General features: G+C 59.3%; 23 protein-coding genes. 14 read left to right on the forward strand and 9 right to left on the reverse strand.

From position 1 onward, the window contains the following. Positions 1 to 54 precede the first annotated feature (54 nt). Both ACIQJ2_RS12765 and moaA read right to left on the reverse strand, forming a co-directional pair. Complete coding sequence (locus tag ACIQJ2_RS12765) at positions 55 to 804, reverse strand: MBL fold metallo-hydrolase (RefSeq protein WP_400669104.1); 750 nt, start codon at positions 802 to 804, stop codon at positions 55 to 57. Positions 805 to 824: 20 nt separating this feature from the next. Then, a complete protein-coding gene (gene moaA, locus ACIQJ2_RS12770) occupies positions 825 to 1874 on the reverse strand; it encodes a GTP 3',8-cyclase MoaA (RefSeq protein ID WP_400669106.1) in 1050 nt (349 codons plus the stop codon). 134 nt (positions 1875 to 2008) lie between these two features. On the opposite strand from moaA, the gene ACIQJ2_RS12775 reads away from it, so the two are divergent. Both ACIQJ2_RS12775 and ACIQJ2_RS12780 read left to right on the forward strand, forming a co-directional pair. Beyond that, the gene (locus tag ACIQJ2_RS12775) at positions 2009 to 2383 is read left to right on the forward strand and encodes a gamma-butyrobetaine hydroxylase-like domain-containing protein (RefSeq protein WP_199150603.1); all 375 of its coding nucleotides are present in this window, start codon (positions 2009 to 2011) and stop codon (positions 2381 to 2383) included. A gap of 33 nt (positions 2384 to 2416) precedes the next feature. After that, positions 2417 to 3616 carry a low temperature requirement protein A gene (locus tag ACIQJ2_RS12780; RefSeq protein WP_199150604.1) on the forward strand — a complete coding sequence of 400 codons (1200 nt, stop codon included), beginning with the start codon at positions 2417 to 2419 and terminating at the stop codon, positions 3614 to 3616. Here ACIQJ2_RS12780 and ACIQJ2_RS12785 read toward each other — a convergent pair. Then, positions 3610 to 4095 (reverse strand): MarR family winged helix-turn-helix transcriptional regulator, encoded by a 486-nt coding sequence (locus tag ACIQJ2_RS12785; RefSeq protein ID WP_400669109.1) that lies wholly within the window; start codon positions 4093 to 4095, stop codon positions 3610 to 3612. The two genes, ACIQJ2_RS12780 and ACIQJ2_RS12785, sit on opposite strands and share 7 nt — an antisense overlap. A 45-nt stretch (positions 4096 to 4140) precedes the next feature. On the opposite strand from ACIQJ2_RS12785, the gene ACIQJ2_RS12790 reads away from it, so the two are divergent. Together ACIQJ2_RS12790 and ACIQJ2_RS12795 are read left to right on the forward strand one after the other, a co-directional pair. Continuing rightward, on the forward strand, positions 4141 to 5106 hold the full coding sequence (locus tag ACIQJ2_RS12790) for an alpha/beta hydrolase (protein WP_400669112.1): 966 nt from the start codon (positions 4141 to 4143) through the stop codon (positions 5104 to 5106). A 61-nt stretch (positions 5107 to 5167) separates the two neighbouring features. Further along, the gene (locus tag ACIQJ2_RS12795; RefSeq protein ID WP_400669604.1) at positions 5168 to 5776 is read left to right on the forward strand and encodes a pyridoxamine 5'-phosphate oxidase family protein; all 609 of its coding nucleotides are present in this window, start codon (positions 5168 to 5170) and stop codon (positions 5774 to 5776) included. A gap of 55 nt (positions 5777 to 5831) precedes the next feature. Here ACIQJ2_RS12795 and ACIQJ2_RS12800 read toward each other — a convergent pair whose 3' ends face one another. Together ACIQJ2_RS12800 and ACIQJ2_RS12805 are read right to left on the reverse strand one after the other, a co-directional pair. Continuing rightward, entirely contained in the window at positions 5832 to 6899 is a 1068-nt protein-coding gene (locus tag ACIQJ2_RS12800) for a GGDEF domain-containing protein (RefSeq protein WP_400669115.1), read from the reverse strand. Positions 6900 to 7098: 199 nt separating this feature from the next. Continuing rightward, a complete protein-coding gene (locus ACIQJ2_RS12805) occupies positions 7099 to 8706 on the reverse strand; it encodes a fumarate hydratase (RefSeq protein ID WP_400669118.1) in 1608 nt (535 codons plus the stop codon). Between the two features lie 237 nt (positions 8707 to 8943). Between ACIQJ2_RS12805 and ACIQJ2_RS12810 the strand changes: the two genes are divergently transcribed. Continuing rightward, positions 8944 to 9180, forward strand: coding sequence for a hypothetical protein (locus tag ACIQJ2_RS12810; protein ID WP_400669121.1), 237 nt, complete (start codon positions 8944 to 8946; stop codon positions 9178 to 9180). Positions 9181 to 9238: 58 nt separating this feature from the next. On the opposite strand, the gene fumC is transcribed toward ACIQJ2_RS12810, so the two are convergent. Further along, on the reverse strand, positions 9239 to 10630 hold the full coding sequence (gene fumC / locus ACIQJ2_RS12815) for a class II fumarate hydratase (RefSeq protein WP_400669123.1): 1392 nt from the start codon (positions 10628 to 10630) through the stop codon (positions 9239 to 9241). Positions 10631 to 11038: 408 nt separating this feature from the next. Between fumC and ACIQJ2_RS12820 the strand changes: the two genes are divergently transcribed. Continuing rightward, positions 11039 to 12940: a murein L,D-transpeptidase gene (locus ACIQJ2_RS12820; RefSeq protein ID WP_400669126.1), complete on the forward strand. Its 1902-nt coding sequence runs from the start codon at positions 11039 to 11041 to the stop codon at positions 12938 to 12940. Between the two features lie 71 nt (positions 12941 to 13011). Here the strand turns inward: ACIQJ2_RS12820 and ACIQJ2_RS12825 are convergent, their stop codons facing one another. Further along, entirely contained in the window at positions 13012 to 13686 is a 675-nt protein-coding gene (locus ACIQJ2_RS12825; protein WP_199151490.1) for an HAD family hydrolase, read from the reverse strand. Positions 13687 to 13883: 197 nt separating this feature from the next. On the opposite strand from ACIQJ2_RS12825, the gene rpiA reads away from it, so the two are divergent. The 5 genes from rpiA to ACIQJ2_RS12850 all read left to right on the forward strand — a co-directional run bounded on the left by rpiA (position 13884) and on the right by ACIQJ2_RS12850 (position 18822). Beyond that, on the forward strand, positions 13884 to 14585 hold the full coding sequence (rpiA, locus tag ACIQJ2_RS12830) for a ribose-5-phosphate isomerase RpiA (RefSeq protein WP_400669130.1): 702 nt from the start codon (positions 13884 to 13886) through the stop codon (positions 14583 to 14585). A gap of 13 nt (positions 14586 to 14598) precedes the next feature. Continuing rightward, entirely contained in the window at positions 14599 to 15153 is a 555-nt protein-coding gene (locus tag ACIQJ2_RS12835) for a DUF2059 domain-containing protein (protein WP_400669132.1), read from the forward strand. A 184-nt stretch (positions 15154 to 15337) separates the two neighbouring features. Beyond that, positions 15338 to 16723, forward strand: coding sequence for a glutathione-disulfide reductase (gor, locus tag ACIQJ2_RS12840; RefSeq protein ID WP_400669135.1), 1386 nt, complete (start codon positions 15338 to 15340; stop codon positions 16721 to 16723). A 153-nt stretch (positions 16724 to 16876) separates the two neighbouring features. Beyond that, a complete protein-coding gene (locus ACIQJ2_RS12845) occupies positions 16877 to 18250 on the forward strand; it encodes a class II 3-deoxy-7-phosphoheptulonate synthase (RefSeq protein ID WP_199151275.1) in 1374 nt (457 codons plus the stop codon). Positions 18251 to 18402: 152 nt separating this feature from the next. Continuing rightward, the gene (locus tag ACIQJ2_RS12850; protein WP_400669138.1) at positions 18403 to 18822 is read left to right on the forward strand and encodes a GFA family protein; all 420 of its coding nucleotides are present in this window, start codon (positions 18403 to 18405) and stop codon (positions 18820 to 18822) included. 99 nt (positions 18823 to 18921) lie between these two features. Here the strand turns inward: ACIQJ2_RS12850 and ACIQJ2_RS12855 are convergent, their stop codons facing one another. Beyond that, positions 18922 to 20850 carry an LTA synthase family protein gene (locus tag ACIQJ2_RS12855; RefSeq protein WP_400669141.1) on the reverse strand — a complete coding sequence of 643 codons (1929 nt, stop codon included), beginning with the start codon at positions 20848 to 20850 and terminating at the stop codon, positions 18922 to 18924. A 187-nt stretch (positions 20851 to 21037) separates the two neighbouring features. Between ACIQJ2_RS12855 and ACIQJ2_RS12860 the strand changes: the two genes are divergently transcribed. The 3 genes from ACIQJ2_RS12860 (at position 21038) to ACIQJ2_RS12870 (ending at position 25532) form a co-directional block, all read left to right on the forward strand. Next, positions 21038 to 22717 carry an NAD+ synthase gene (locus tag ACIQJ2_RS12860; RefSeq protein ID WP_400669607.1) on the forward strand — a complete coding sequence of 560 codons (1680 nt, stop codon included), beginning with the start codon at positions 21038 to 21040 and terminating at the stop codon, positions 22715 to 22717. A 28-nt stretch (positions 22718 to 22745) separates the two neighbouring features. After that, positions 22746 to 23573 carry a PD40 domain-containing protein gene (locus ACIQJ2_RS12865; RefSeq protein ID WP_199151277.1) on the forward strand — a complete coding sequence of 276 codons (828 nt, stop codon included), beginning with the start codon at positions 22746 to 22748 and terminating at the stop codon, positions 23571 to 23573. Positions 23574 to 23750: 177 nt separating this feature from the next. Then, positions 23751 to 25532 (forward strand): ankyrin repeat domain-containing protein, encoded by a 1782-nt coding sequence (locus ACIQJ2_RS12870; RefSeq protein ID WP_400669144.1) that lies wholly within the window; start codon positions 23751 to 23753, stop codon positions 25530 to 25532. Here the strand turns inward: ACIQJ2_RS12870 and ACIQJ2_RS12875 are convergent. Continuing rightward, the gene (locus tag ACIQJ2_RS12875) at positions 25492 to 26244 is read right to left on the reverse strand and encodes a hypothetical protein (protein WP_400669147.1); all 753 of its coding nucleotides are present in this window, start codon (positions 26242 to 26244) and stop codon (positions 25492 to 25494) included. The two genes, ACIQJ2_RS12870 and ACIQJ2_RS12875, sit on opposite strands and share 41 nt — an antisense overlap. Between the last annotated feature and the right edge of the window lie 82 nt (positions 26245 to 26326).

Raw genomic sequence — 26326 nt, forward strand, 5'->3', positions numbered from 1 at the left:
GTCCGGCGCTTTTTTTGGACGGTTTATCGTGTTCGGCGAAGCCCGATCCGACCATCATTTCAATTGAAGCGTTTCACCATCGGCGGGGATCAGCAGGCGCGCCGGATCGATACCGGCGGCGTTGGCAGTCTGGCGAAGGTCTTGCCGCGTGATCGTGGCGTGATCGAGCGCTTCCATGTGGGTCGCGACCACGATTGCCTTTGGTGCAAGGCGGCTAACCTCGACGGTTTGCTCCGCATCCATGACGATCAGATCGCCATCCCATTTTGCACCGCAGGAATGCGTGATGACGATGTCGGGAGAAACTTGCCGGATGGTGTCTGCAACGGGCGGATAAAGCACTGTGTCACCGGCCCAGTAAACGGTGGGTTCGCCGGCTGCCTCCAGTGTAAAGCCTATGACGTGTCCCATTTTCTCGACCACCGGCCCAAGACCGTGGCTGCCTTGTCGTGGCGTGATCGTTATTCCGTTCCAGACGATGGTGTCGAGCAGCGGCGTAACGTCGGTAAAACCGGATTCGCGAATGCTTCCCTCGTCACCGGGCTGGCAGAGGATCGGCAGGGATTTTGCCACACGCTCTTTTGCGACTGCATCGAAATGATCGGTATGCAGGTGCGACACGATGACGAGGTCCACTCCCTGGAGAATGTCGGCGATCGAACGCGGCAACTCCGTCATCGGATTGGGAGAACGGCCGGTGAAGGACGGCAGGCTGTGGCGTGGCGCGAAATAAGGATCTATCAGCAGCACATGGCCGCCATAGTTGATCTTCAGCGTCGCATTGCGAAGGAGCTCAAGCTGCATCGTGTTTCTCTAGCGATTGATCAGCCGCCGGTAACGCTCATATGGCGCGCGACAGCCGGGCGATTGTGGGTGCGGTCGATGATGAAGTCGTGGCCTTTCGGCTTGCGGGTGATGGCTTCATCGATGGCGGTGTGAAGGAGCGCATTGTCGTCCGTCGCACGCAATGCGGTGCGCAGGTCCGCGGCGTCGTTTTGCCCGAGACACATGTAGAGCGTGCCGGTGCAGGTGAGCCGCACGCGATTGCAGCTCTCGCAGAAATTATGCGTCATCGGCGTGATGAAGCCGAGGCGGCCGCCGGTTTCTGCGACTTCGACATAGCGGGCAGGGCCACCGGTCTGATACGGAATATCGGTCAGCATGAACTGACGCTCCAGATCAGCGCGCAGTTCGGACAGAGGCAGATACTGATCGGTGCGATCTTCTTCAATTTCCCCCATCGGCATCGTTTCGATGACGGTCAGATCCATGCCGCGACCGTGGGCAAAGCGCATGAGTGCGGGAATTTCCGCCTCGTTGAAGCCTTTCAGGGCAACGGCGTTGAGTTTGATTTTCAGGCCGGCTTTCTGGGCGGCGTCGATACCTTCCATTACCTTGGCGAAATCGCCCCAGCGCGTGATGGTGCGGAACTTGTCCGGATCGAGCGTATCGAGCGAGACATTGATGCGCCGAACGCCACAATCGTAGAGTTCTTCGGCGTGGCGCGCGAGTTGCGACCCGTTCGTCGTCAGCGTCAGCTCGTCAAGCGCGCCATCCTGCACGCGCCTGCCGAGTTCGCGAACCAGAAACATGATGTTTTTGCGCACCAACGGCTCACCACCGGTGAGCCGGATCTTGCGAACACCCTTGTCAATGAAGGCGGAACAGAGCCGGTTAAGTTCTTCAAGCGTCAGAAGATCCTTCTTTGGCAGGAAGGTCATGTTCTCCGCCATGCAATAGGTGCAGCGGAAATCGCAGCGGTCGGTAACGGAAACACGCAAATAGGTTACGGCTCGCCCGAATGGGTCAACCATGGGGGTCGCATCTGCCAGCAGTGCTGATGCGTTGCCTATCGTACCGATTATACTGTTCACTCGAGCCTCCGTAACACTGCTAATGTGTGTATAGGCGACCGGTGCGTCAAGGAAAATGCATTTCAAATGCACTTGCGCGTGAACGAAGGGCGGCATAATTCTCAAAACATCGAATGAAACGCGTGGAATGACCAATGAGCGACGCCTGGCCGACCGAATTGCGAGTATCGAAGGATCGCCGTCACCTCGTGGTGGGATTCGACGATGGTTCCAGCTTCGATTTGCCGGCGGAGATGCTGCGTGTCCTGTCGCCCTCGGCCGAGGTTCAGGGGCATGGACCCGGGCAGAAGGTTACTGTGCCGGGTAAGCGCAATGTCGGCATCATGTCCATGACACCTACCGGCAACTATGCCGTGCGCATCGGCTTCGATGACATGCACGACACCGGCATTTTCACCTGGACCTATCTGCGCGAGCTCGGCGAGAAGGGACAGGAGCTTTTTGCTGTCTATGAAGCCGAATTGAAGGAAAAGGGCCTAAGTCGGGATCCGGCCGTCAGGCCGCATTAGTATTGGCATCAACGACATAGAAGGGGCGTGGGGATGGTCCTTGAGGGCAGGGAAGGCTGGCTTCGCGCCAAGGGCAGCAAGAACGAGAGCAAGGTTTCTTTCGTCGAGCTGTTTTTCGATCTGGTATTCGTTTTCTCGATTTCACAGCTTGCTCATACCTTAGCCGAGCACTTTACGCCGCTCGGCGCGTTGGAAGCCATCATGCTGATCTTCGCGGTGTGGTGGGTTTGGGTCTTTACCGCCTGGGTAACGAACTGGCTGGATCCGGATCGCATGCCGGTGCGCATCATGCTGTTTACGCTGATGTTTGCGGGGCTCATCCTTTCGGCCTCGATACCCGAAGCTTTCGGCGAGAAGGGGATCTACTTTGCCGGCGCCTATGTATTCATGCAGGTGGGGCGCTCGTTGTTTACGGTCTATGCCCTCAAGAACGCCAGTCGTTCCAATCATCGCAATTTCCTGCGTATCACCAGCTGGCTCGTGCTGTCAGGCGTCTTCTGGATCGCCGGCGCGCTGATGGAAGGGGAGATGAGGGTCGTATTCTGGCTGATCGCCCTCCTCATCGAGTATTCTGCGCCAGCGCTCGGCTTTCGGGTACCTGGTCTCGGCAAGTCGACGACGGCGGATTGGGATGTATCGGGTGCACATCTTGCCGAACGTTGCGCGCTGTTCATCATCATTTGCCTCGGCGAGGCTGTGTTGCAGGCCGGCAAGACCTTTGCGGAGCAGCCGGTGACGCCTTTGATCGTCGCCGTCTTCATTACCGCTTTCGTCGGTACGGTCGCGCTCTGGTGGATCTACTTTCAGTTCGGCCACGAACGCGCGGCCCATCGGATCGAGCATGACGAGGTGCCGGGTAGCCTGGCGCGGCAGGCTTTCACTTACGCACACATTCCGATTCTCGCCGGCATCATCCTGAGCGTTGTCGGCGACGAGTTCCTGTTCGCACATCCCCACGAAGCCGCCGACCTGCATGCCGCTGCGGCACTTCTGGGCGGTCCAGCGGTCTTCCTGCTCGGCAATCTCTGGTTCAAGGGGGTGACGACAGGCCGGCCGCCATTGTCGCATATGGTGGGGCTTGCGGGGCTGGCGCTGCTGTTGCTCACTTTGCCGATAGTCGTGGTCTATCAGCTCGGCGTTCTCGCGACGGCCGTACTTGTCGTCGTGGCGATATGGGAATTCGCCTCGCTGACGCGAGTCGTGCCTTCGGCACGCTCGACGGGCGATCACTGATCGCCGACGGTCTCCAGCGGCTCGCGTTCGTCCTTTAAGAGCAGCGTGATGACCCGCTCCATATGGGTCGTCATCAGTTCGCATTCCTCGATCGGTGCGTCCGACATCATCCGGTCGATGAGGGCGGTTTGTATGGTCATGGCTTCCCGTGTCAGACGCCGCCCCGCCTCCGTCAGATAGAGTCGCAGCACGCGCTTGTCCTGCTTGTCCCCACGGCGCTCGATCAGCCCGCGCTTTTCCATCTGTGGCAGCAACATGCTCATGTTCGAGCGGCCGACGAGCAGCTTGCGGGCTAGCTCCTGCTGGGAGATTCCCTCAAAGCGGAACAGGTTGACGAGAATGTCGAGGTGCGGTGGCTTGATGTCGAGATATGCCAGTTCCCGCGCCAGCGATTGCTGCATGAGTTGGCAGGCGCGCGCCACGGCGATCCAGCTACGAAAACGCGGATGGTCCCAAGGAAGGGATTGATTTTTGTTCATCGTTGTACTTTATTGTTCATAGTTGAACATTATTGGATTCCCACTATGCCATCCTTTGCGCTCAAGGTCACCCGGTCGGGTCTGTCCGGCCTTGGAAGGTTGTCTCCGCAGCTCGCAGGCAGGGCCGCTTTCCGGCTTTTCTGCCTGACGCCTCCGCGCCGTCCGCGCGGCTCCAAGGCCAAAGTCGCCCATATGGAGGGAAGACAACGGCTTCTTACAGCCGAGCAATTCATGCTGCCGTTCCCCGGCGGCCGTGCAATGGCCTATCGCTTCAACGGCGGAGCCAAGGGGCCGCGCAAGCGTTATCTTGTCGTGCATGGCTGGGGTTCCAGCAGCGAATATATGTCGGAGCTGACGGCTTTCCTGGCGAGCAGTGGAGCGGAGGTGATTTCGCTCGACCTTCCAGGACATGGCCGCTCGGCTGGACGCTCCCTCAATGTGCGCCTCGCCATCTCTGCGATATCAGCAGCGACGGCTCGCTTCGGCGCGCTGGACGCCGCAATCGGACACTCCTTCGGCGGTGCTTCGCTGGCTCTTGCCTCCGCTGGCTTTCTGCCCGGGATTGATCCCATCGAGACAAAAAAGCTGGTGCTCATCGGCGCGCCGAGCGGCATGGGATGGCTGTTCAAGGAATTCGGCCGCTTCATGGGCCTCCGCTCCCAAGCGCAGACGGCGTTGGAGGCTGAGGTCGGGCGCGTCACGGGAAAAGCATTGACCACCTATGACGAACCGCACGGCCTGCTCGATCCGAGCCGGCCAGTCCTTGTTATTCATGCCGAGGACGATAAGGAAGTGAGCGCCAAACATGCCCGTGTCTACGCTGCGCAGGGAGAACATGTTCGCTTGTTCTGGGCAAATGGCTTCGGACATCGGCGCATTGTCAGCGCCGCTCCGGTATTCGAGGCGATAGACGCCTTTCTCTCCGAGCCCGTGAACGCTCAGAAAACGCTCGAAAGTGGCGACGGGACGGTGCTATCGTTCTACCGAACCCCGGTTCGGCGCTCGTCGTAGCAACACGAGTGCCGCTCCGGACTTTTTTGGCGGAACGCCACAGAAGAGAATGCGGGGCAGCATGGGCATCGTGACGTCGGTCGAGGAGCTGAGAGCGCTTTACGGCGTGGTCGGCGAGGCATCGATTACCAAAGTAACGCAGGTGCTGACGCCGCTTTACCGGCGGATGATCGAGGCTTCACCCTTCATGGCGCTGGCGACCGTTGGGCCTGAGGGGCTTGATTGTTCACCGCGTGGTGACCTTGGGGGCGTTGTCCGCGTTGCGGATGAGCGGACGCTGCATCTTCCAGACTGGCGCGGCAACAACCGCGTCGATTCCCTCGAAAACATTGTGCGCGATCCGCGCGTGGCGATGATGTTTCTTGTTCCGGGGTCGAACACGACAATGCGGCTCAACGGTCGGGCTGTCGTCTCCATCGAACCGAACCTGCTCGAGAGTTTCGAAATGGAAGGCAAGCGTCCGCGGTGCGTTGTCGTCATCACGATCGAGGAGGTCTATTTCCAGTGTGCCCGTGCGGTGATGCGGGCGGAACTCTGGAATGCGGAGCGTTTTGCTGATCCTACGAGCCTGCCCAGTCCTGGCATGATGCTCAAGGCAGCGAAGGGCGATTTCGATCAGGAGGCCTATGACCGGGAATGGCCGGCACGCGCGGTCAAGACACTCTGGTAGACAAAACCGCCGGGCAGCCTGGGAAAGCTGCTCCGGCGGTTGGTTGGCTTCACTTTTAGTTCTTGTAAATGAGCCAACTTTTGGTGAAGTCCTTCTGCATGCCGTCCCGATAGACGTTGCTGCAGTTGCGGCCGGCGTTCTTGGCGCAATAGAGCGCGAGGTCCGCCTTGTTATAAAGCTCACCGGAATCGGCTGCTTCCGAGGCCATGCAGATGCCCAGCGATAGCGTGATCGTGCCGTAATCGATTTTTGTCCGCGAATTCTTGAATGGCGTCGATTCCAGCGTGCGGCGAATGCGCTCGCAAATCGCCACGACATCATCGATAGCGGCGCCTTCGACGATCAGTGCGAATTCCTCGCCGCCGATACGCGACACGAAGACTTCACGCCGGACATTGGCGCGGATGATCGAGGCAACCGTTGCAAGGATCTTGTCGCCGACCGGATGGCCGTAGGTGTCGTTGATCCGCTTGAAGTGATCGATATCGGCGAGTACGAGAGCCGTTGTCGGGCGCGTCAGCGCGTTGTCGAAGATCGAGATCAGGCGATCTTCGAAAGCGCGGCGATTGGAGAGCCGGGTCAGCGCATCCGTATTGGCGATGCGTTTATATTCGTCCAGCTCCTTGCGGACCTGATCCATCTCCTGGCTGCGCTGGACGACGTTTTCGACGGTCTTTTCACCGTGCGCCATCGTATCGCCGGTCGCAGCAGTCAGCATATCGATCGCGCTGCGCAGCAAGTCGGCGCTGTTGTGGTTCCGGGAGCTGATGCGCTCGCAGGTTTCGCCGAGAAGCCTGTTGTAGCTATCGAGCGTCGACTGCTCCTGTTTCAGTGCACGCAGGACGGCGTCCAATTCGACAGTCAGGCGGGCGTGGGCGTCATCGAAAACACGACCTGCGTGGCGGGGAAAATACTTTGCTCCGATATCGTCCAGTTCTTCCTGCGTGGCGCTGCTGCCAAGGGCTGCGAGTTCGCGGGTCAAAGCGGGATTGGAGCCAATATAGGCTTCGTAAAACAGTTCGTAATTGCGTGGAATCGGCGCGACCCCCATGGATCGCATGGCGTAGGTAATCTGCCCTGCCACGTCGGGAATTTGCGCCTTGGGCGCAATCGCCGTACTCATCGGTGAGCTCCGTACATGTATTGGTTAATTCCCATTTTTACTTATGCAGAGATTCTTTGAAAAAATATTAAGGAGATGGTTGTGAAAAATCCTCTCTCACTACAGTTTTATTCAAAAATAACTAGAATTTAAACTGGTTTTACAGAAGAGGGCGCATTTAGCGCCCTCTTCGGGGAGCGCATATAGATACGCCTAGTCTTTATCCCAGATTGAGCTCCTGGAAGAAGTCGTTGCCCTTGTTGTCGATGACGATGAAGGCCGGAAAGTCTTCAACTTCGATCTTCCAGACGGCCTCCATGCCGAGTTCAGGATATTCCAATACTTCGACCTTCTTGATGCAATCCTGCGCGAGACGGGCGGCCGGGCCGCCGATCGAGCCGAGATAGAAGCCGCCATGCGTCTTGCAGGCTTCGCGCACGGCGCGTGAGCGATTGCCCTTGGCAAGCATGACCATGGAGCCGCCGAACGACTGGAACTGATCGACGTAGCTGTCCATGCGGCCTGCTGTCGTCGGACCGAAGGAGCCGGAGGCATAGCCGGCAGGCGTCTTTGCCGGGCCGGCATAATAAACCGGATGGTTCTTCAGATAGTCCGGCATGCCTTCACCTTTTTCCAGGCGCTCGCGAATCTTCGCATGCGCCAGGTCGCGGGCGACGATGATGGTGCCTGTCAGCGACAGGCGCGTCTTGACCGGGTGCCGCGACAGTTCTGCGAGAATATCCGCCATCGGCCGGTTCAGGTCGATGCGCACCATCGATTCCGACAGCTTGGCTTCGTCGATCTCGGGCATGTACTTGGACGGATCTGTCTCAAGCTGCTCGATGAAGATGCCATCGCGGGTAATCTTGCCCTTGGCCTGGCGGTCGGCGGAGCAGGAGACGCCGAGACCGATCGGCAGCGAGGCGCCGTGGCGAGGCAGGCGGATGACGCGGACGTCATGGCAGAAATACTTGCCGCCGAATTGCGCGCCGACTCCAAGGCTCTGTGTGAGCTTGTGAATTTCCTTTTCCATCTCGATATCCCGGAAGGCATGCCCGCTTTCGGAGCCTTCCGTGGGAAGACAGTCGAGATATCGCGTCGAGGCGAGCTTAACCGTCTTCAAGTTCATCTCGGCCGAGGTGCCGCCGATGACGATGGCGAGGTGATAGGGAGGACAGGCTGCGGTGCCGAGCGTCAGGATCTTCTCTTTCAGGAAGTCCAGCATTCGGTCATGCGTGAGGAGAGACGGCGTGCCCTGATAGAGAAAAGTCTTGTTGGCCGAACCACCGCCCTTGGCGACGAAGAGGAATTCGTAGGCGTCGGTGCCTTCCTCGTAGATATCGATCTGCGCCGGCAGATTGTTCTTGGTGTTCCTTTCCTCGAACATCTTGATGGGCGCGAGCTGCGAATAGCGCAGGTTCTTCTTTTCGTAGGCGTCCAGAACACCCTTGGCCAAGGCGCCGCTGTCGCCGCCTTCGGTCCAGACGCGACGGCCCTTCTTGCCCATGATGATCGCCGTGCCGGTGTCCTGGCACATGGGAAGCACGCCGCCGGCAGCGATGTTGGCATTCTTCAGCAAATCGTAGGCCACGAAACGATCATTGTCAGTCGCTTCGGGATCTTCGAGGATGGACGCCAATTGCTTGAGGTGACCAGGGCGCAACAGATGATTGATGTCTGCGAAAGCCGTCTCGGCAAGCAGGCGGATGCCTTCCGGATCGACGGTCAGGATTTCCTGGCCCTTGAAGGTGTCGACGGAGACATAGTCGCCGGAGATTTTTCGATAGGGAGTGGTGTCGTCGCCGAGGGGAAATAGATCGTCAGCCATGTGGGAAACCTTTCAAGCCGGATGGCGGAGGAAAATGTTTGGAGACGGTCTAAATCCGGCTTGCGCCAAAAGCAATCGGCTGCAAAGCGCCTCAGGATTTCAATAGGCGGATCGTCAATGCCATGTAGACAATCGGTATCGAAATCGCTGGCTTTAAAGCACGGTGAATAGGGAGCACTTATTAAACAAGCGGGGCAGGGCAAAGTGCCCATGGTTCCGGTGCAAGGGATAGAGATCATGGATATCTCCCACAATCATCAGCATCACATCTCGCCGGTCGCAGTGGCCGCAGTCTTGGTCGGCGTTGGCATGTTCGCGCTTATACAAGGCGGCTATCTGAAGAGCGCCTTTCATAAGGAAATTCTGGCCAGGATCGATCCCGCCACCATTCTGACGGCTACAGACACGATCCCAGAACCGCGAAGAGCCACGACGCCGCCGAGCGGCGCGCCGGTCATGGCAGACCTTCATTGAAAGCAGAAGAGGCAGGCATCCGACGCGTGCAGTGGATGCCTGCCCATAGATTCCGATCCTATTTCGGCCCGATCATCGTTTCCGGGCGGACGATGGCATCGTATTCTTCCGACGTTACCAGTCCGCTCGCCAGAGCTTCTTCCTTCAGCGTCGTGCCGTTCTTGTGAGCCGTCTTGGCGATCTTGGCGGCATTGTCGTAGCCGATTTTCGGCGCAAGCGCCGTTACCAGCATGAGCGAACGTTCCAGGCCGGCCTTGATGTTGTCTTCGCGAGCTTCGATGCCGACGACGCAATGATCGGTGAAGGAGACGGCGGCATCTCCGAGCAACTGAACCGACTGCAGGAAATTATAGGCCATCATCGGATTGTAGACGTTGAGTTCGAAATGGCCCTGGCTGCCGGCAAAGGTGAGCGCGGCATTGTTGCCGAAGACCTGGATGCACACCTGCGTCAGCGCTTCGCATTGGGTCGGATTGACCTTGCCCGGCATGATCGAAGAGCCAGGCTCGTTTTCCGGCAGGGCCAGTTCGCCGAGGCCGGAGCGCGGGCCGGAGCCGAGCAGGCGGATATCATTGGCGATCTTGAAGAGCGCTGCCGCAGCGGCATTGATGGCGCCGTGGCTGAAGACCATAGAATCGTGTGCAGCCAGCGCCTCGAATTTGTTGGGCGCCGTGACGAAGGGCAGGCCGGTAATCCCTGCGATTTCTTCGGCAACCTTTTCGGCAAAGCCGATCGGGGCGTTCAAGCCGGTTCCGACCGCCGTACCGCCCTGCGCGAGTTCGCAAAGGCCAGGCAAGGTCAGTTCGATGCGCTTGATCGAGGACGCGACCTGTGCGGCGTAGCCGGAAAATTCCTGGCCGAGCGTTAGCGGCGTTGCATCCTGCGTATGGGTGCGGCCGATCTTGATGATGTGGGCGAAGTCGGCGACCTTCTTTTCCAGGGCCGCGTGCAAATGCCGCAGGGCCGGCAGAAGGTGATGGACGATCTGTTCTGCGCAGGCGATGTGCATCGCCGTCGGGTAGGTGTCGTTCGACGATTGGCTCATGTTGACGTGATCGTTCGGGTGCACCGGCTTCTTCGAGCCCATGACGCCGCCGAGCATCTCGATCGCGCGGTTCGAGATCACCTCGTTGGCGTTCATGTTCGACTGCGTGCCCGAGCCGGTCTGCCAGACGACGAGCGGGAAATGATCGTTGAGCTTGCCGTCGATGACTTCCTGAGCTGCCGCGACGATGGTTTTGCCGAGCGCGGGATCCAGCTGTCCGAGCTCCATGTTGGCTCGGGCGGCTGCCTGCTTGACGATGCCGAGGGCGCGGACGACCGAGAGTGGCTGCTTTTCCCAGCCGATCTTGAAGTTGCCGAGCGAGCGTTGCGCCTGCGCGCCCCAGTAGCGGTCGCTCGCGACCTCGATCGGGCCAAATGTATCGGTTTCTGTGCGGGTGGAAGTCATGTTCCTGGTCCTGCCTTCTATGGAAATAGATAGCAGCCATATAGGCCCGATCGTCGGCCATGAAAACACCAAAGCGCAATTACATGACTGGAGTAATCATATTTTCGGCATGGCTTATCGAGCGTGCTCTTTTTGACACGCCACTCATATATTCGTGAACGCGAATTTTCGCCTTCGCAAAAACTTCGCCAGATTTCAATAAAAGATTAACCAATAATTTCATAATTTTGTGTGAATTGAATCGCCGAAAGCGCCTCGGATTCGTAACGTGAAGTTGAGGCATTGAACAACAGGCGGGGTCTCGCTGTTTTCATAGTAGTGGGTATACGATGTTTACGACATCGCAGCCGCATTGAAGCAGCACCGTCTGGCTCGAAGTTACCGCACGATACAGGGACTGATTAGAGAATGAAACTTGCAGCCAAAGCCACAGCATCCGTCCTGACTCTTTCCTGTTGCCTCTCCTCCATTGGCGCGACATCCGCTAACGCGATGACCCTCATGGATTTTATCCGTGGTGGGCAAGGACGCCAACAGAGCACGCAGGTTTCGGCTCCTGTTCCGGCAAACCCGGCGCAGACGATGTTGAACCCGAACCAGCCGGCTCCGGCCAAGCAGCCGTTGCCGACCGTCAGCGCGCCGAAATACTATACTTACAAGGCCGACCCGATGCGCTTGGTATCGACGGTGCATTTTGCCGATCCGGTCGTGACCGGCGCGGTTGCCGATGCGTCGCCGAACCCCATCGCCGTGGATACGGAGGCCTCGCAGCGCCGTTATCTGGCTAACGCGCGCGTTATGGCGACCAATGATGTCGCCAAGGCGATCGAAACTTATTATGCGGATCAGACAAAGCCGCTGCTCTGGGTTGCCGATCATGCCGTCAGCGATAAGGCGAAGGCCGCGATCGCCGTTCTTTCCGACGCAGGATCTGTCGGCCTCGATCCGGCCGACTATGCCGTAACGCTGCCGGGAGCCGAGGCGGCGGAGGCCGATCCGGTCCTGCGCGATCGCGCTCTCATGCAGTTCGAGCTGGCGCTGTCCACCAAGGTGCTGATGTTCGTTCAGGATACGGTTCGCGGCCGCATCGACCCGAACAAGCTCTCCGGCTATCATGATTTTAAGCGTAAGGACGTCAACCTGACGGCTATGCTGGATGTGCTTCGCGCAAGCCCGGATATCACCGCCTATCTCAACAGCCGCAACCCGTCCAACCAGCAGTTCGCTCTGCTGAAGGCCGAGCTTGCAAAGTTGCGGGCAGAATCCGGCACCGACGGCAATCATGTTTCGATCTCGCTGACCGGCACCCTGAAGCCGGGCGGTAGCTCGCCGGAATTGGCCAACATCGTCAAGGCGATCCAGAATCGCGGCTCCGAAGCTTTGAAGACCGCGCATGCCGATCTCTTTTCGGCCTATCTCGGCACGCCGGATTATACGCCTGAGCTCGTATCACTGGTCGAGGACTTCCAGAGGGAGAAGGGTTTGACGGCCGACGGCGTCATCGGCCCGTCTTCCGTTCGCGCCATGGTTGGTGAGAATAATGATGTGAAGATCCAGAAGCTGGTCATCGCGATGGAACAGCTGCGCTGGCTGCCGCCGGAACTCGGACCGCGCTACGTCTTCATCAACCAGCCGGCCTTCATGGTCTATTATTACAACAACAACCAGGAACAGCTGTCGATGCGCGTCGTCGTCGGCAGCAAGCAGCACCAGACCTTCTTCTTCGAGAACCAGGTGCAGACAGTCGAGTTCAATCCGTATTGGGGCGTTCCGCAGTCCATCATCATCAACGAGATGCTGCCGAAGCTGCGCGCCGATCCGAACTATCTCGACCGCATGGGCTATCAGGTTGAAGTTGGCGGCCGTGCCGTCGCATCGTCCAGCGTTGACTGGTACGGCTCGACCAAGAGCATTTCGGTTCGTCAGCCGCCAAGCAGCGACAATGCACTCGGCGAGCTGAAGATCCTTTTCCCGAACTCGCATGCGATCTACATGCATGACACGCCGAGCAAGAGCTTCTTCAAGAAGGACATGCGCGCGCTCAGCCACGGCTGTGTCCGTCTTGCCGATCCGCGCGCAATGGCCGCCGCCGTCCTGAACACCACGGTCGACGACGTCGCCAAGCAGATTGCGACCGGCCAGAACAAGGGCGTCTCGGTGCCGCAGAAGTTCCCGATCTATATCGCCTACTTCACGGCCTGGCCGAACAAGGACGGCGTCATCCAGTATTTCAACGACGTCTATGATCGCGACGCCGCCACGATGAAGGCGCTCGATGCGACCGCGAAGGCTCGTTCCGCTCAGATTTGAGTTTGGCACGATTGAGAACAGAAAAAGGCGGCCGCATCGGCCGCCTTTTTTATTGAAGACCTGCAGATCGCTTAGGCTGCAAGCAATCCGTCGACCAGTTCCGGTGTCAGTTCATCATAATGATAGATGATGCGGGTAGGGCCGAGCGTTTCGATGCCGACGTCAGAATAGCCGAAGGGGACGGCGATAGAGGGGACGCCGGCATTGCGGGCGACAAGGATGTCGTTGACGCTGTCGCCGATCATGACGGTATGGGCGATATCGCCGCCGGCGCGCTCGACGGTGCCGATCAGGTGCTCGGCATGTGGCTTACGCACGGCAAAGGTATCGCCGCCGGTAATCGCTTCGAAATAGTGAGTAAGGTCGAGCCGCTCGAGCAAAGTGCGTGCGAGCGATTCCATCTTGTTGGTGCAGACCGCCAGCTTGTAGCCCTTGCTCTTCAGCATTGTGAGTGCCGATATGAGCCCCGGATAGGGTTGCGTCGCGCCCGGCATTGCCTCGGAATAATGGGTGATGAAACGCTGCAGCAGAGCCGGCAGTTCCTCCGACGCCAGCACATAACCGTGCAGCTTGCAGGCCCGCTCGATCATCACCTGGGCGCCGCTTCCGACGAGATGGGTCACGTCGTCATAACTGACCGGCGGAAGCTTGAGTGCGGCGATCGTGTGGTTGAGGCTGACGATGAGATCTGCGTGCGTGTCCAGCAGCGTGCCATCGAGATCGAATACGATGAGGGGGGATGTCACGGGGAATCGGCCTTTGCGTCGGAAAAAACGGTGCGTCTTTCGGAGTTAGAAGATCGTGCGGACAATTGCAACCGAAGGCCCGGAAAGCCTCGGGGAAGAGGCGCGGGGATTTCTATGTTGCGCCATTATTTTGGCTTTCGTTTGGCCGGAGAGCCGTGTAAACAGCAGACCAACGTAACAATGGGAGCAGGTGGCGCATGGACGCCCGCCAGATGAAGATTGAGGCTGCGAGAGCCGCACTCACCTATGTCGAGAGCGGCATGCGGCTGGGGATCGGCACGGGCAGCACGGCGGAGGAATTCGTTCGGCTGCTTGCTGAAAAGGTCGCATCCGGCCTGACCATCGAAGGCGTTCCGACTTCGGAACGCACGGCCAAGCTCTGCAACGAGCTCGGCGTTCCCTTGAAGTCGCTGGACGAGCTTCCGGAGCTTGATCTCACCATTGACGGCGCCGACGAGTTCGATGGGGCTCTGACGCTGATCAAGGGCGGCGGCGGCGCTCTGTTGCGCGAAAAGATCGTTGCTGCCTCCTCGGCCCGCATGATCGTCATCGCCGACGAAAGTAAGGTCGTCGAGACGCTTGGCGCGTTTCCGCTGCCGATCGAAGTCAATCCGTTCGGCCTTGTTTCCACCCGCATTCAGATCGAGAAGGTTGCCTCGCAGCTTGGCCTCTCGGGTGCGCTCAACCTGCGCCAGTCCGGCGACAAGACCTTTGTCACCGACGGCGGGCACTTTATCATCGATGCATCTTTCGGCCGCATTCCTGATGCAGAGGCGCTGTCGATTGGGCTCAACTCGATTCCCGGTGTTGTCGAACACGGGCTCTTCATCAATATGGCGACATTAGCGATCATTGCCGGCCCTGCCGGTGCGCGCACGTTGCGGGCGAACAATACATAGGAGCACTCATCTCATGATCAAACTAGCGGGTCTTGGCCGTTTTGCCGCTGCAACCATCCTTCTCTCGGGCATCGCTTTCGGTTCTGCCAGTGCGCAGGAAGTCTCCGAGGATCAGATCAAGGCAGCGCGCGCCGCGATCAATGCGCTTGGAATCACCAACCAGTTCGACAACATTCTCCCGAACCTGGCCGAGCAGCTGAAGAGCACGATGATCCAGGCCAACCCGAATTTTGGCGATGCGATCAACTCGACGGTCGACGCGACCGCTTTGGCGCTTGCACCTCGCCGTGCGGATCTCGAGCGCGAAGCCGCCGTGACCTACGCCAAGGCATTTTCGGCTGACGAACTCAAGGCGATCGCCGATTTCTACGGTTCTGCGGCTGGCAAGAAGCTTCTGAAGGACGGCCCGCTGGCAACTCGCGAACTCTATAAGGCTGCCGATATCTGGAGCCAGGGCATTTCGCGCGATCTCGCCAAGCAGAGTAACGACGCCTTGCAGAAGGTCGTCAAGCAGCCCGTTCTGACGCCGGACGCAGGTGCGGCTGCGCAGCCTGCACCGAAGCAGTAAGCCCCAATCTAACGCGACGGTCGTTCACGAGACGGAATTTCGCGTTTCGGGATAATCGGCCGCAGCGAGAGATTCAAAGCCCGGACAGCATTCCGGGCTTTTCTTTTTGCGCCTCGGCTCCCTATATGAAAGCCGATCCCCCATCGGTGCTTCGCGCCCGTTTTCATGTCTTTAGGAGCCGTCCATGCCTTCGTTTGATTTCGACCTTTTCGTGATTGGCGGCGGCTCCGGTGGTGTGCGCAGCGCGCGGGTTGCCGCCTCGCTCGGCAAGAAGGTCGGCATTGCCGAGGAATATCGCTATGGCGGCACCTGCGTCATTCGCGGCTGCGTGCCGAAGAAGCTCTTCGTTTATGCCTCGCAGTACAGCGAACATTTTGAGGACGCCGCCGGCTACGGCTGGACCGTGGGCGAAAGCACGTTCGACTGGAAGAAGCTGATCGCCGCGAAGGACAAGGAAATCGCGCGGCTCGAAGGCCTCTACCGCAAGGGGCTGGACAACGCCAAGGCTGAGATCTTCGACACGCGCGCGGAGCTCGTGGATGCCCGTACGATCAAGCTACTGAAAACCGGCCAGATCGTTACAGCCGAAACCATCGTGGTTGCGACGGGCGGCAGGCCGAACCTGCATACGGCGCTGCCGGGACACGAGCTGTGCATCTCCTCGAACGAAGCCTTCCATCTAGAGGAGTTGCCAAAGTCGATCCTGATCGCCGGCGGCGGCTACATCGCGGTCGAGTTTGCCAATATCTTCCATGGCCTCGGCGTCGAGACCACGCTGATCTATCGAGGTGCGGAGATTCTGTCGCGCTTCGACCAGGACCTGCGCAAGGGGCTGCATGAGGCAATGGTGGAGAAGGGCATTCGCATTCTCTGCCAGGACATCATCTCGAGCGTCGAGAAGGTGGATGGCGGCCTTACTGTGCGGACCAAGAACGACAAGGTTCTGCGTGTCGATACAGTCATGTTGGCGCTCGGCCGCGCGCCCAATACCGAAAACCTCGGGCTGGAGGCCGCAGGCGTTGCAACGAACGAGCATGGCGCTGTGATCGTCGATGCCTATTCCCGCACATCCGTTCCGAACATTTACGCGCTCGGCGACGTCACCGACCGGGTACAGCTGACGCCTGTGGCAATCCACGAGGCTATGTGCTTCATCGAGACCGTCTACAAGAACAATCCGACGCGGCCCGACCACGACCTTATTCCGACGGCCGTCTTCTCGCAGCCGGAGATCGGCACAGTCGGTTTGACCGAAGAGGATGCCGCCAAGCGCTATCCGGAACTCGAAGTCTATCGCGCCCAGTTCCGCCCGATGAAGGCGACGCTCTCGGGCCGCAGCGAAAAGATGATCATGAAGCTGATCGTCAACGCAGCCGACCGCAAGGTGATCGGCGCCCATATTCTCGGCCATGATGCCGGCGAAATGGCGCAACTGCTCGGTATTTCCGTGAAGGCTGGCTGCACCAAGGACGATTTCGACCGGACCATGGCGGTGCATCCGACGGCAGCGGAAGAATTGGTGACGATGTATTCGCCGAGCTACCGTGTCCGCAACGGCGAGCGCGTGTAACGCGCCTAAGCGGCGCAGTTTTGGCTCGCGCCACAAAAGATCAGCACAGTAGTTCGCCTGCCTTTGCAAGCGGACGGCAAAGGTTTATAAGCGCGCGTTATTTACGACGACGGGACGCCCGGCCAGGACCGGGCGCACAAGCAGGTGAGTGATATGGCACAGAATTGGACACCCAGCAGTTGGCGGCAAAAACCGATCCAGCAGGTGCCGGATTTTCCGGACAAGGCAGCGCTTGCAGAGACCGAAGCCCAGCTCGCAAGCTATCCGCCGCTGGTTTTTGCCGGCGAAGCCCGCCGCTTGAAGGCTCATCTGGCCAATGTTGCCGAAGGTAACGGCTTCCTGCTGCAGGGTGGCGACTGTGCGGAGAGCTTTGCCGAGCATGGTGCCGATACGATCCGTGACTTCTTCCGCGCGTTCCTGCAGATGGCCGTCGTCCTGACCTTTGGTGCGCAATTGCCCGTCGTCAAGGTCGGCCGTATCGCTGGCCAGTTCGCCAAGCCGCGCTCTTCGAACATCGAAACGCAGAATGGCGTCTCGCTGCCGAGCTACCGTGGCGATATCATCAACGGTATCGACTTCAACGAAGAGTCGCGCATTCCCAATCCGGAACGCCAGATGATGGCTTACCGCCAGTCTGCTGCGACTCTGAACCTGCTGCGCGCCTTCGCCATGGGTGGCTACGCCAACCTCGAAAACGTGCAGAAGTGGATGCTCGGCTTCGTCAAGGACAGCCCGCAGGGTGAGCGTTACCGCAAGCTGGCCGACCGCATCGGCGAAACGATGGATTTCATGCGCGCAATCGGCATCACCGCCGAGAGCAATGCGAGCCTGCGCGAAACCGATTTCTTTACCAGCCATGAGGCACTGCTGCTCGGCTATGAAGAAGCCTTCACCCGTGTCGACTCCACCTCGGGCGACTGGTATGCGACCTCGGGCCACATGCTCTGGATCGGCGATCGTACACGCCAGGCGGACCATGCCCATGTCGAATATTTCCGCGGCATCAAGAACCCGATCGGCCTGAAGTGCGGTCCTTCGCTGCAGGCGGATGACCTCATCAACCTGATCGATATTCTGAACCCCGAAAATGAGGCCGGTCGCCTGACGCTGATCTGCCGTTTCGGTCACGACAAGGTTGCCGACAATCTGCCGCGCCTCATTCGCGCCGTCGAGAAGGAAGGCCGCAAGGTCGTGTGGTCGTGCGATCCGATGCACGGCAATACGATCACGCTGAACAACTACAAGACCCGTCCGTTCGAGCGGATCCTGTCCGAAGTCGAGAGCTTCTTCCAGATCCATCGCGCCGAAGGCACGCATCCGGGCGGCATCCATATCGAGATGACCGGCAAGGATGTCACCGAGTGCACGGGCGGCGCCCGCGCCGTCGGCGCCGAGGACCTGCAGGATCGCTACCACACCCATTGCGACCCGCGTCTCAACGCCGATCAGGCGCTCGAGCTTGCCTTCCTGCTCGCCGAGCGGATGAAGGGCGGCCGCGACGAGAAGCGTCTGCGCGCGCACGGCTGATTGAACATACATACGAAGTCATTGGCGGGTCGGCGAAAGCCGGCCCGTTTGCTTTGTGCGGAATGGATCAATCCGGCTGAACACCGCTTCATTTCTTTGAGATTGACCGGGAGGCCGTTCTCGGAAAGGCTCTTTCTAAAGAGGGAGCGATCATGAGCGACGAACATTCCGGTGCCTGCCTTTGCGGCAGTGTGCGCTTCAAGACAAGCGACAGGTTGCGTGAGGTCGTTGCCTGCCATTGCTCGCAATGCCGCAAGCAGACGGGGCTCTACTACGCCGCCACAAACGTCGCGGCTGACAAGCTTGTCGTCGAAGGGGAGGAGGCCGTCACTTGGTATCGTGCCAGTTCGTTCGCCCGCCGCGGCTTCTGCAAGACCTGCGGTTCAGCCTTGTTCTGGCAGGCGGATGGTGCCGACGAGATTTCGATCATGGCAGGGCTTTTCGATCAACCGACCGGCCTTGAGATCGGCTACCATATCTTTTGCGCCGACAAGGGCGATTATTACGAGATTGCCGATGGCTTGCCGCAATATCCGCAAGGGCGCCCCGCGCCGGCAACAACGGTGTCCTAAGAAACTTCGCGATCTTCCAGTTTTACTATCAGCGCCTTAGGTTGTTGGTCTTGCACCTATGATTGCCGCGACGTCCCGTACAGTTTTGCGCGCCATGATCTAGCTGCTCTGATCGACAAGCCGTGCGTGCGAGGGAAAGAAGCGTTCCAGCCCCAGCTGGCGCCCGAACATCATATCGTGCTGGAGATAGCGGTAGTCACGCACAATCGGGTCGATAGTCTGTTCGTTGCGTGCCCAATCCGGGAAAGTCTTGTTATCGCGGGTCGCGAGCTGATAGCGGTCGACGATGTTGTACTTCTTCTGGGCGCGACCAAGGAAGCCGGTGTAGAAGGGATGCTCGTATCCCGCGGTCTTCAGCAGCTGATAGGGCAGCTGCGAGGGACTGATCGTGCCGATATCCTTGCGCACGCCCTTTTTGCTCGACCAGATGACGAGTGGCGTTTCATGCTCCTGCTTCATGATGTCGAGCGGTGCCTTGCGGGTTGCGACCTGCTGGGGCATGTAGCCGGTGTTCGGGTAGACTTGGCCGAGCGGGGGCAGATGATCGCCCCAGAGCACGATGATGGTTTCGCGCTCGCGTTTTTCGGCCCAATCCATCAGCATCTTCAAACTGTCGTCGGCTTCGCGCACGCCCTGCGCATAAGTGCCAAGGGTCTCGCGATCGTCGTCATTCAGGTTGCCGATGATCTCGACGGTATTCTCTGCATAGCGGTTGGCCTCATAAGGACCATGCCCCTGAAGGGTGACAGCAAAGAAGAAGAAGGGTCGCTCCGACCCATCGCCCTCGCGCATGATCTCCTTCATCAATGAATCGTCGGAGGCGAACATGCCGCGCTTGTCCATTGCCGGCATGGTTTCCTCGGTGTGGAACTCCTCGAAGCCGAAGGCTCGGTAGACTTCGTTACGGTTCCAGAACCAGCCGCTGAACGGGTGGAGGGCGCGCGCCGAATAGCCTTCGCCACGGAAGAAGGTGGCAAGCGAAGGCATTGGGCGGCGAACATATTGCTGATAGGGGATGCTGCCATAGGGCAGGAAGGCATTGGAGAAGCCCGTCAGCGCCTCGAACTCCACATTGGCGGTCATGCCCCCGAATTCCGGAGAAAAGACATTCCCCGATTGTCTGGTGCGGATGGTCGGCATCGGGTCGGGCGTGAAGGTGATGTTGGTGAGCCGCGTCGGGTCCCAGAGGGATTCGCTCATCAACATGATGACGTCAGGTTTTTGGCGCGGGCCGGAAAGATAGCCATAATTGCGGGCCGGTATGGCGTCCATCGCATCAGGCCCATAACCTGCCGGTGATTTGACGTCGGCCATCGGCAAGTTGAGCGAGAAGGCGATGATGAAGCCGTTATAGTTGTAGTTTTCCGTCTGATCCCAGACGATCGGGATGATGCGCAGTTTCTCGCGGATGTAGGAATATTGGGTAGGGTCCATCTGCGAGATGAAAAGTCCTGCCAGCGGAAGGCATACGGATAGCCGGGCCATGCGCGCCCTGTGAGACAGCGCGGCGGACCGATGCCATGCCTGCCGCCAAAGGATGACAAGAGCTGTGACAGCGGCGATGGTTCCGATGGTAAGCGCGACCGCGGTCCAGGGCCGGTCGCGCACCATGACGGGCATCAGCTCCACAATCTGCCGACCGAAGAGGAAATCGGAGGGATAGAGCGGGTCGGAAAGATAGTTTTGCTTCTGGCTGGAGATGAATGCGGGGACGAGCGCCAGCGGAGCGACGATCAAAGCAGACAGATGCGCGCGGCCCAACAGTGCATCCAGCATCAACATGACAAGCATGATGAGGCCGATTGTGGTGAAACCCGGCCGCGACGGTGAAAGCAGGTAAGGCAGCACGGCCGAGAACTCGCCGCGTGCAATCCACTCAACGCCGACGACGATCGAGGATGCGATCAGCAATGTCAGTATCAGGCTCAAAAATTGGCGCAGGGCAGCCGATTGCTGTCTCGCCGCGCCGATTTTTTGAAAAAGAGTGAGCCTGCCCGTCGAGACGGAACCAATGACCTGATCGACCAAAGATTTCTCCGAATGCTTAAACCTTCATAAAAGTGTCATGCTTCTGTCATGAACGCGCGATGAACTGCAAGGCGATGCTGATATTTTTCCGAGTAAAAATACCGCCTGTGCGCGTGGCGCGATCTAAGATGGTCGTCGTGAGCCAAAGGCGGTTGCCGAAGGGAAATGGCGCCGCTAAATGTATGGCATGACAGAGCAAAGCCACATCACCCACACGATCCGCATCGCGGTTGCGCAGCTCAATCCGACGGTCGGGGACGTTTCCGGCAATCTCGCAAAAGCGCGCGAGGCGCGGGCCGAAGCGGCGCGCGAAGGCGCTGATATCGTGTTGCTGACGGAGCTGTTCATATCAGGCTATCCGCCGGAGGATCTGGTACTGAAACCGGCCTTCCTGCGCGCATGCTGGAAGGCCGTCGAGAGCCTTGCTGCCGATACCGCCGATGGCGGGCCGGGAGTCGTTATAGGCTTTCCGCGGCAAGGCGATGCGGGCCGCTACAATTCCGTAGCCGTTCTCGATGGCGGCAAGGTCATCTTCATCCGAGACAAGGTCGATCTGCCGAATTACGGCGAGTTCGACGAGAAGCGGGTTTTCGACGAGGGAACCATAGCCGGTCCCGTCAATTTCCGCGGCGTCCGCATCGGCATTCCGATCTGCGAGGAGATCTGGAACGATCTTGGCATCTGCGAGACGCTGGCCGAAAGCGGGGCCGAAATCCTGCTGGTGCCGAACGGGTCGCCATATTATCGCGGCAAGGTCGATATCCGTCATCAGGTCGCGCTGCGGCAGGTGATCGAATCCGGTCTGCCGCTGATTTTCGCGGCGCAGGTCGGCGGCCAGGATGAGCTGGTTTTCGATGGCGCGAGCTTCGGCTTCAATGCGGACAAGACGCTGGCCTTCCAGATGAGCCAGTTCGAGACGGCACTGGCGGTCACCACCTGGAAGAAGAACGGTGATGGCTGGCACTGCACCGAAGGGCCGATGGCGCATATTCCGGAAGGTGAGGAGGCCGACTATCGCGCATGCCTGCTGGGCTTCCGCGATTATGTGAACAAGAACGGCTTCAAGTCGGTCGTGCTCGGCCTTTCCGGCGGCATCGATTCTGCGATCTGCGCCGCAATCGCCGTCGACGCGCTCGGCGAGGAGCGCGTGCGCGCGGTCATGCTACCCTACAGATACACGTCGCAGGATTCGCTGAAGGATGCTGCGGACTGCGCCAAGGCGCTCGGCTGCCGTTATGATATCGTTCCGATCGAGGATCCCGTCACCGGCTTCACCTCGGCCTTGTCCGATCTGTTTGAAGGTACTGAAAGCGGCATCACCGAGGAAAACCTGCAGAGCCGCGCCCGCGGCACTATCCTGATGGCGATCTCCAACAAGTTCGGCTCGATGGTGGTGACAACAGGCAACAAGTCCGAGATGTCGGTTGGCTACGCCACGCTCTATGGCGACATGAACGGCGGCTTCAATCCGATCAAGGATCTCTACAAGATGCAGGTCTATGCGCTGTCGCGCTGGCGCAACCTGCATGTGCCGCCCGGTGCACTCGGCCCATCGGGTGAGGTGATCCCGCATAACATCATCGACAAGGCGCCTTCGGCTGAACTCAGGCCGAACCAGACGGACCAGGATTCGCTGCCGCCCTATCCGATGCTCGACGACATTCTCGAATGTCTGGTGGAAAAGGAAATGTCGGTCGAGGAGATTGTCGCGCGGGGACATGACGTCGCGACGGTGCATCGAATCGAGCATCTGCTCTATCTCGCCGAGTACAAGCGCCGCCAGTCGGCGCCGGGCGTGAAGATCACCAAGAAAAATTTCGGCCGCGACCGCCGGTATCCGATCACCAACCGGTTCCGCGACCGCTGATTGCGCGGCGGACGGCAAGGGAGAACGCATGCGCAGCTCGGTGGAAATCTACAATATCCGTACTGGCGCCAATCGTGTCGTCTGGCAAACCGACCAGCTGATCGAGGCGCCGAACTATTCGCCTGACGGTCGCTATCTGCTGCTGAACGGCGACGGGCTGCTGTATCGGCTGCCGCTGGATGGTAGCGGTGACATCGTTCGTGTCGATACCGGTTTTGCTGTCACGTGCAATAACGACCACGGGATTTCCCCGGATGGATCGCTGATCGCCATTTCCGACAAAACGCAGCACGGCAAGTCCTGCATCTATGTATTGCCCGCCGAGGGCGGCACGCCGCGTCAGGTGACGACTAATCTGCCGTCCTATTGGCATGGCTGGTCTCCTGACGGGCAGCGATTTTCCTATTGCGGCATCCGCAACGACGTCTTCGACATCTACACGATCTCCATCGATGGTGGCGAGGAAACGAGGCTGACGCATGGCGAGGGCCGCAACGACGGGCCTGATTTTTCCGCCGACGGGCAATGGATCTATTTCAATTCAAGCCGTACCGGCCTGATGCAGATCTGGCGCGTTCATCCCGACGGCACCGGCCTGCAGCAGCTGACCGACGACAATTACGGCAACTGGTTCGCGCATCCGTCACCGAAAAACGACAAGGTCGTGCTGATCTCATACGATCCCGATGTCTTCGATCATCCGCGCGATCTCAACGTTCGCATGCGGCTGATGGATATGGACGGCGGCAACCTTACGACCCTGTTCGAGCTTTTCGGCGGGCAGGGATCGATCAATGTGCCCAACTGGTCACCTGGTGGTGACGAGTTCGCCTATGTGCGGTACGAACCGGCCTGAATCCAAAATTGTGACCTCTGGACAGATCGTATTTCGCGCGATAGATGTGATCCGTTCTCAGGGCGCATCCGATCCGCGGGAAGGGCAAAGCCCACCTGAAGCATGGAATACGAGACTGCCACACCTCTTTTCAGTCTGTGGGCGCGGATACCGGACGTAAATGGAAGGAGGTCTATTTTGACCACGCGCTCTTTGGCGGCGAACGCCACTCTCGATTCCCTGAAAAAGCAGGCCAAGGCTTTCCTCAAAGCAGTTCAGTCCGGCGACGCTTCGGCGCGGGGCCGCGCCGCTCCCTATTTCGCTGACATTGCCAATGTCGGATTGCAGGACATACAGCTCGTCCTTGCCCGTGAACTCGGATTCTCCAGCTGGGCCAAGCTCAAGGTGCATCTGGAGGCGGGCGATCATCGAAACTTCCCGCCAGACCAACTTGCCAACCGCTTCCTTTCGTTGGTAACGCTTTCCTACTTCGGCAGCATCGCCGCCGATCCCGCCCGCTTCGAGGAAGCGCGTGAGCTGCTGGAAGCAAATCCGGAGATCGCCGTCGAGAACATTCATGTGGCCGCCGCGCTTGGCGATGCCGATGGGGTCGGGCGTTGGCTAGAGCGTCAGCCGCACCTTCTCGATCGCAAGGGCGGCCCCTATGACTGGTCGCCGCTGATGTATGCGGCCTATGCGCGCTTTCCGGGCCGATCAAGCCTGCCGGCCGCGCGCGAGCTGGTCAGGCGCAGGGCTGATGTCAACGCCTTCTTCCTCGACGGTGGCCAATATCGCTTCACCGTATTGACTGGCGTGTTCGGTGAAGGCGAGGCGGGTAAGGAGCGTCAGCCTCAGCATCCTGATTGCGAGGCCTTTGCACGGCTGCTGCTTGAAGCCGGTGCCGAAGCCAATGATAGTCAGGCGCTTTACAACCGCATGTTCGAACCTGACGATACCTGCCTGAACCTGCTGCTGGAATATGGGCTGTCCGCCGCCGATCGGAACAATTGGCTGGTGCGCGAGGACGGCAAATTCGTCGCGAACTCGCAGGCCGTTTTCGACTATCAGCTCGCATGGGCGCTTGAGCATCGTATGGCCTCGCGCGTTCGCCTGCTGGTGGAGCATGGAGCGGATGTCAACAAGCCTGTCAATGGGCGGACGCCTTACGAATGGGCGCGGCTAGGCGATGACAAGGAACTCACATTATATCTCGTTCAGCAGGGAGCTATAGCGGTTCGTCTGAAGCCCGAGGATTGGGTCTACATCAAAATTCAGGAGGGAGCCGGCAACGAGGTGGACGATCCGGCAATACTCGTCGAGCACATAAAGAACGTTGCACGCGAGCTTAATATCCCCGAAGCGATGCGGCGGGCGCATCCCGCCATGCTGCACGAGGCGGCCGGCGACAATAATCTGCGGGCTGTTTACGTCATGCTGGCGCTGGGCCTCGACGTCAATGCGATGACCAGCCGCACGCCGCTGCATGAGGCTGCGCTTCATGGCCATATCGAGATGGCGCGGCTGCTGATCGAGCATGGCGCCGATACCACCATCCGCGATCCGCATTTCTATGCGCCGGCTATCGGTTGGGCCGATTACAACGGCAAATCGGAAATGGTCGAGTTCCTGAAGACCTATCCGCTCGATATCTTCGCCGCTGCCGCTTTCGGCCAAATGGAACAGCTGACGGATCTCATCGACAGCCATCCGGAACGGCGGGATCTACGTTTCAGCGATTTCCGGCCGCAGGGACAGTCCAGCCCCGACCGCGATTGGATGACGCCGCTCGGCTTTGCGATCGGCAATCGACGTGGGGACGCGGTGCGCCTTCTGCTGGAACGTGGCGCGGACGCTTCTATTCGGGATGCGACCGGCAGGTCCTACCGCGATCTTGCGCAAGAAACGGGAGATGAAAACATCATCTCCCTGCTGCAGCGGCCTATTGCGTCGGCTGCGGGCCAGCTGCCTTCGGATGTTTGAGGTCGATGCCGCCCGGATCGGTCGCAAGGAATTGCGGTCCGACTTGGCGGACCTTGTTGGCGGAGGGATCGTAGGGGCGATCAGGCGGGAATTGCTGCGGCGTCGCCTGCGCTACCGGCGGTGCCTTCGCCGCAGGCGCCTGCATTTGCTGCAGGCTAGAGTTCTTTTGCAACCTGGGTTTTTCGATGACAGTGATCGAACTGTCGGGCTGCGCCAAGGATTGCTCTGGCGAGGCATAGGTGTCGAGATGCGTGCGGGTGTTGATAACGATATCCGGCGCAGCCGACGCCGGTGCGCTGCAGCCGTTTCGCTGCATCGTATCCAGCAATTGCCGGCGCTGAAGGCCGGCGGCATCGACCCGGCCGGTGCTCCGTTCGCGCTCGTCCATCAGTATGCCGAGATCGTGCCGCATCGCGTCCAACGATGTTCTCATGTCGTCGCAAACGGCGCTATTGTCGTCTCCAAAAACGCCGAAGCCGCCATCGACGACGCAGCCCTGATTGCGCAAATCGCTCATCACGCGCCGGATCATCAGGTTCTGTTGCACGATGGCGCGGGAAAGCTGGCGCGTTTCCTGGCTGGCGCCGACGATCTCGGTGGTATCTGCGAAACGTCCGCGCAACTCGTCGCACAGATCGGTCTGGGCGAGGCTCGGTGTTGCCGCCAACAGGGACAGCAAGGCGATGGAAACTAGGTGTGTGCCGCGGTTCACGATTTCCGTTCTCGAAAGCGGTTGAATGTCGCTGAAAGCTACACTTTGGAGCTTAACAACGTATCCATCAAAAGGCACGGAT

This window comes from Rhizobium sp. NPDC092011 (assembly GCF_044756305.1).
In the GTDB taxonomy this organism is placed as follows: Bacteria; Pseudomonadota; Alphaproteobacteria; order Rhizobiales; family Rhizobiaceae; genus Rhizobium.

Excerpts from the sequence above, each read along its gene's own strand:
- ACIQJ2_RS12765 (WP_400669104.1), bottom strand. The coding sequence starts at position 804 with ATGCAGCTTGAGCTCCTTCGCAATGCGACGCTGAAGATCAACTATGGC.
- ACIQJ2_RS12775 (WP_199150603.1), top strand. The coding sequence starts at position 2,009 with ATGAGCGACGCCTGGCCGACCGAATTGCGAGTATCGAAGGATCGCCGT.
- ACIQJ2_RS12780 (WP_199150604.1), top strand. The coding sequence starts at position 2,417 with ATGGTCCTTGAGGGCAGGGAAGGCTGGCTTCGCGCCAAGGGCAGCAAG.
- ACIQJ2_RS12785 (WP_400669109.1), bottom strand. The coding sequence starts at position 4,095 with ATGAACAAAAATCAATCCCTTCCTTGGGACCATCCGCGTTTTCGTAGC.
- ACIQJ2_RS12790 (WP_400669112.1), top strand. The coding sequence starts at position 4,141 with ATGCCATCCTTTGCGCTCAAGGTCACCCGGTCGGGTCTGTCCGGCCTT.
- ACIQJ2_RS12795 (WP_400669604.1), top strand. The coding sequence starts at position 5,168 with ATGGGCATCGTGACGTCGGTCGAGGAGCTGAGAGCGCTTTACGGCGTG.
- ACIQJ2_RS12800 (WP_400669115.1), bottom strand. The coding sequence starts at position 6,899 with ATGAGTACGGCGATTGCGCCCAAGGCGCAAATTCCCGACGTGGCAGGG.
- ACIQJ2_RS12805 (WP_400669118.1), bottom strand. The coding sequence starts at position 8,706 with ATGGCTGACGATCTATTTCCCCTCGGCGACGACACCACTCCCTATCGA.
- ACIQJ2_RS12810 (WP_400669121.1), top strand. The coding sequence starts at position 8,944 with ATGGATATCTCCCACAATCATCAGCATCACATCTCGCCGGTCGCAGTG.
- fumC (WP_400669123.1), bottom strand. The coding sequence starts at position 10,630 with ATGACTTCCACCCGCACAGAAACCGATACATTTGGCCCGATCGAGGTC.
- ACIQJ2_RS12820 (WP_400669126.1), top strand. The coding sequence starts at position 11,039 with ATGAAACTTGCAGCCAAAGCCACAGCATCCGTCCTGACTCTTTCCTGT.
- rpiA (WP_400669130.1), top strand. The coding sequence starts at position 13,884 with ATGGACGCCCGCCAGATGAAGATTGAGGCTGCGAGAGCCGCACTCACC.
- ACIQJ2_RS12835 (WP_400669132.1), top strand. The coding sequence starts at position 14,599 with ATGATCAAACTAGCGGGTCTTGGCCGTTTTGCCGCTGCAACCATCCTT.
- gor (WP_400669135.1), top strand. The coding sequence starts at position 15,338 with ATGCCTTCGTTTGATTTCGACCTTTTCGTGATTGGCGGCGGCTCCGGT.
- ACIQJ2_RS12845 (WP_199151275.1), top strand. The coding sequence starts at position 16,877 with ATGGCACAGAATTGGACACCCAGCAGTTGGCGGCAAAAACCGATCCAG.
- ACIQJ2_RS12850 (WP_400669138.1), top strand. The coding sequence starts at position 18,403 with ATGAGCGACGAACATTCCGGTGCCTGCCTTTGCGGCAGTGTGCGCTTC.
- ACIQJ2_RS12860 (WP_400669607.1), top strand. The coding sequence starts at position 21,038 with ATGACAGAGCAAAGCCACATCACCCACACGATCCGCATCGCGGTTGCG.
- ACIQJ2_RS12865 (WP_199151277.1), top strand. The coding sequence starts at position 22,746 with ATGCGCAGCTCGGTGGAAATCTACAATATCCGTACTGGCGCCAATCGT.